This window comes from Streptomyces sp. cf386 (genome assembly GCF_900103585.1).
Lineage (GTDB): Bacteria > Actinomycetota > Actinomycetes > Streptomycetales > Streptomycetaceae > Streptomyces.
This window is the reverse complement of the sequence record NZ_FNHV01000048.1, coordinates 1-4,466: the sequence shown is the minus strand read 5'-3', so window position 1 is coordinate 4,466 and position 4,466 is coordinate 1. Positions and strand designations below refer to the sequence as shown.

General features: G+C 72.2%; 1 protein-coding gene. It reads right to left on the bottom strand.

Annotation, left to right across the window (positions count from 1 at the left end):
• A partial coding sequence (locus BLU79_RS47190; protein ID WP_256333777.1) for an amino acid adenylation domain-containing protein occupies positions 1–4,358 on the bottom strand: 4,358 nt, incomplete at its 3' end.
• Positions 4,359–4,466: the final 108 nt, after the last annotated feature.

Genomic DNA, 4,466 nt, shown 5'->3' with positions numbered 1-4,466 from the left:
TGCGCGAACTCCGGCGCCGCAGCGTGCTCCCCCAACGCCCGCATCACCGGCGTCCACGGCACCACACCCACACCAGCGTCGACCTCGGCCGCAACGGCGTCGTCATCGCTCGCCGTCCCCGCCACCGCGGCAAGCGCCGCCGGGGTCGCCTGGGCGAAGACGTCCTGCACCTTCAGCGCCAGGCCTGCACGCCGGGCGCGTGCCACGAGCTGCATCGACATGATCGAGTCGCCGCCCAGCTCGAAGAAGTTGTCGTCGACGCCGACCCGCTCCAGCCCCAGCAACTCGGCGACCAACCGGCAGAGGATCGCCTCCGCCTCCGTCTCCGGCTCGCGTCCGGTGTTCCTCTCGGCGACTTCGGGTGCGGGCAGGGCCGCCCGGTCGAGCTTGCCGTTCCTGGTCACGGGGAAGGCGTCGAGCGCGAGGACGGCGGTGGGGACCATGTAGTCGGGCAGCCGGGTGGCGGCGTACGCGCGCACGTCGTCGGCCTCCACACCGTCCGGCCCGCCGGGGATGACGTATCCGGTGAGGCGGAGCTCTCCCGTGTGATCGGCCCGCGCCGTCACCACCGCCTGGGCCACCGACAGATGCGCCGCGAGCGCCGCCTCCACCTCACCCAACTCCACCCGGAACCCACGGATCTTCACCTGCGCATCCGCACGCCCGACAAAGACAAGAGAGCCCTCATCGGTCCACCGCACCAGGTCACCGGTCCGGTACATCCGCTCACCCGGCACGAACGGACACGCCACAAACCGCTCCGCCGACAGACCCGCCTGCCCCCAATACCCCAGCGCCAGACCCTCACCGCCCGCGTAGAGCTCACCGGTCACGCCCGGCGGCACCGGGTGCAGGAACGCGTCCAGTACGTAGGTACGGCGGCCCGGCATGGGCCCGCCGATGGGCAGCACGGAACCCAACGGCTCGTCGGGCCGCACCTGGTGCCAGGTCACGCACATGGTCACCTCGGTCGGCCCGTAGCAGTTGCGGACCGCCAGGCCCGGGCAGGCCTCCCGCACCCGGGCCGCCGACGCGGCCGGCACCACGTCACCGCCGCTCAGCACCTCGCGCAGGCCCGCGAAGCACTCCGGTGCCTCCTCGGCCAGGGCCCGGAACAGGCCCGCCGTGACGAAGGCGGCCGTCACTCCGTCGGCCACGTACGCCTGCATCCGCCGGCCGTCGAGGATGCCGGGCTCGGCAATCACCACGCGCCCGCCGGCAGCCAACGGCACCCACACCTCGTACATGGACGCGTCGAAGGCGTGCGGCGCATACATGAGCACCGTGTCGTCGGGACTCACGTGCCACTCACGCTCACCGACCAGCGCGGCCGCACTGCCGTGTGGCACCGCCACGCCCTTCGGCACGCCTGTCGACCCGGACGTGTACATCACATACGCCACATCAGCGGCAGCGATCGGCGGCAGCCGGTACCCGTCGGCGCTCCCGGCCACCTCGGCCGCAGTGGCGGGCTCGTCCACCACGACGACCCGCACGCCGGCACCCTCCGGCACCACCGCACGCGTCGCCTCCGCACACACCACCACCGCCGGAGCGCAATCCGCCAACACCAACGCCACCCGCTCAACCGGAGACCCCGCGTCCACAGGGACATACGCCGCCCCCGCACGCCACACCCCCAGGAGCACCGCCACAACCTCGACGGACCGCTCCATCACCACCGCGACCCGATCACCACGCCGCACACCTGCGCCCGCGAGATACGACGCGACACGACCCGAGGCGGCCCACAACTCCCCGTACGACAGCGACCGATCACCCTCCACGAGCGCGATCGCCCCCTCCGACTCCCGCACCCGCTCGGCGATCAGCTCCGGTACCGAACCGTTCAGGAGCCCACTCGCCGCCGCACTCGATCCGCCGAGCACGGCCGCACGCTCCGCCCCACCCAGCACACCCACCCGGCCCACCGGCGCGAGCGGGTTCCGCAGCATCTCGTCCAGCACCCCCACCACGCGCCGGGCGATCAGGCCGGCCTGCTCCCGGTCGAAGAGGTCCGGTCGGTAGGTCATCACCACGCGGAGCCGGTCGGTGGGGACGACGCCCAATGCCAGCGGGTAGTGCGTGCCGGCCACGGTGTGCAGGCGGGTGATCGTCACTTCGTCGGCCGGACGGTCGGAACCGGAGAGCGCGACGGATCCGCGCGGGTAGTTCTCGAACATCAGCATCGTGTCGAACGTCGCGCCGGGACCGGCGAGTTGCTGGATGCCGGGCAGACCGAGGTGTTGATGGGCGATCAGTGCGGCCTGCCGTTCCTGGAGCTCGGTGAGCATCCGCGCCACCGGCTGGTCGGCGTCGAGTCGTACGCGCACGGGGAGGGTGTTGATGAACAGGCCCACCATCGACTCGACGTCCGGCAGTTCGGCAGGCCGTCCCGCCACGGTGCCGCCGAAGACGACATCCGTACGGCCCGCGAGGCGCGCCAGCACCAGCGCCCAGGCGCCCTGCACCACCGTGTTCACCGTCAGGCCCCGCGAGCGCGCCCACTCGGTGAGCTCCGCGGTCCGTTCCAGGGACCACTCCTCCCAGACGACGTCCGATGTCGTGGCCGAACTGCCCGCGGGGGCAGGGGAGGAGGCGGGCGCGACCAGGGTCGGCTCGTCCGCGCCGGCCAGTTCCTTCTGCCAGGCGGCGCGCGCGGCCTCCTTGTCCTGACGGCCGAGCCACACCAGGTAGTCCCGGTAGGAAGCCACTCGCTTCAGGGTCGGGGCGTCACGGCCGTCCGCGTAGACGGCCGACACCTCGTTGAGGACGATCGGCATCGACCAGCCGTCCAGCAGGATGTGGTGGCAGGTGATGGCGAGCCGGTGCCGGTTGTCGCCCAGGCGGACCAGCAGCAGGCGCAGCAGGGGCGGCTTCGTCAGGTCGAAGCGCCGCGCCAGGTCGCTCCGGGCCAGCCGCTCGGCCTCCGCCAGTGCCTCGGACTCCGGAAGTCCGGAGAGGTCGGCCTCGTGCCACGGGAGTTCCACGTTCCGCGCGACGACCTGGACCGCCTCGCCGGAGTCCTGCTCGTGGAACCCGGCCCGCAGTGCCGGGTGCCGGGCGAGTACCGCCTCCCAGGCCGCGCGCAGACGTGCCGTGTCGAGTGGGCCGTCGAGGGCCAGCAGACGCTGCGTCTGGTAGACGTCCGGCCCCTCGTCGTCGTAGGCCGCGTGGAAGAGCATGCCTTCGTGCAGCGGCGACAGTGGCCAGACGTCGGCCAGGTCGGGCACCCGGGCTTCCAGTTCCGCCACGCCGTGCCCGGTGAGGCGGACGAGGGGGAAGTCGGACGGGGTGTGGCCGCCGGCGGCGGGGCCGACCGTGTGCGCGGCCAGCGCGCTGAGGATGGCCACCCATAGCTGGCCCAGCTCCCGCGCCGCCGCCTCGTCGAGCAGACCGCCGGGCCAGCTGAGGGTGACGGTCAGCTCCGGGCCGTCGGGGTGGTCCTGGACGGTCGCGGCGGCTTCGAGGGTGTGCAGGGCGGGCGTCTGCGGTGGGATCGAGCCGCCGATCGCGGTCTGGCCGGTCAGCTGCCAGGCCTCCACGGCGGTGGCCGACTGCCGGTCGCCGCCTGTGGTGAAACGGCCCAGGTAGTTGAAGCCGATCTGTGCGGCGGGCAGTTCGGCCAGGACGGGGCTCGTCTGCGGGTTGAGGTACCGCAGCAGTCCGTAGCCCAGACCGTCGCCGCCGGGCGCGGTCCGCACCTGTTCCTTGACGGCCTTCAGCAGTTCGCCGACCGCCGGACCACCCTGCAGGACCTCTTCCAGGTCCACGCCGTTGGCCGCAAGGCGTACCGGGTGGCTGCTCGTGAACCAGCCGACGGTGCGCGACAGATCCGTACCGGCGACAGGTTCGCGGCCATGCCCCTCGACGTCGACGAGCAGGCCGTTCGCAGTTTCCGGCCGCCATCGGGCCACCGCACCCGCGAGCGCGGCGAGCAGCACCTCGTGCACGCCGCAGTGGAAGAGCGAGGGTGCCGCGTTCACCAACTGGGCCGCGTCCCGCGCCGGGACGGTCCAGGACCGGTGCGTCATGGTCCCGGCCGTGTCGATGCTTTGGTCCAACTCCCTTTCTGTCAGGAGGACTTGCGGCACGCGCGACAGTTCGCCCCAGGTCTCCGACTCTGCGACTCGGGTGGCCGACGTGGCCTGGTCGGTCAGGAGGTCGGCCCACTTCTTGAACGACGTTGCCACGGGGGCGAGTTGTGGCGTGCCACCGGTGGCTACGGCCTCGCAGGCGGACTGAAGGTCCGGCAGGAGGATCCGCCATGAGACGCCGTCCACCACCAGGTGATGCACCACCAACACCAACCGGCCCACACGATCCGGACCGGCATCCACCCACACCACCCGCACCATCACACCGGCCGCCGGATCCAGCCGCCGAACCGCCTCACGCGCCGCACGACCCGCCACCTCATCCAGATCACCCGCCGCCACATCCCCTGCGTCCACCCGAGTGACCAG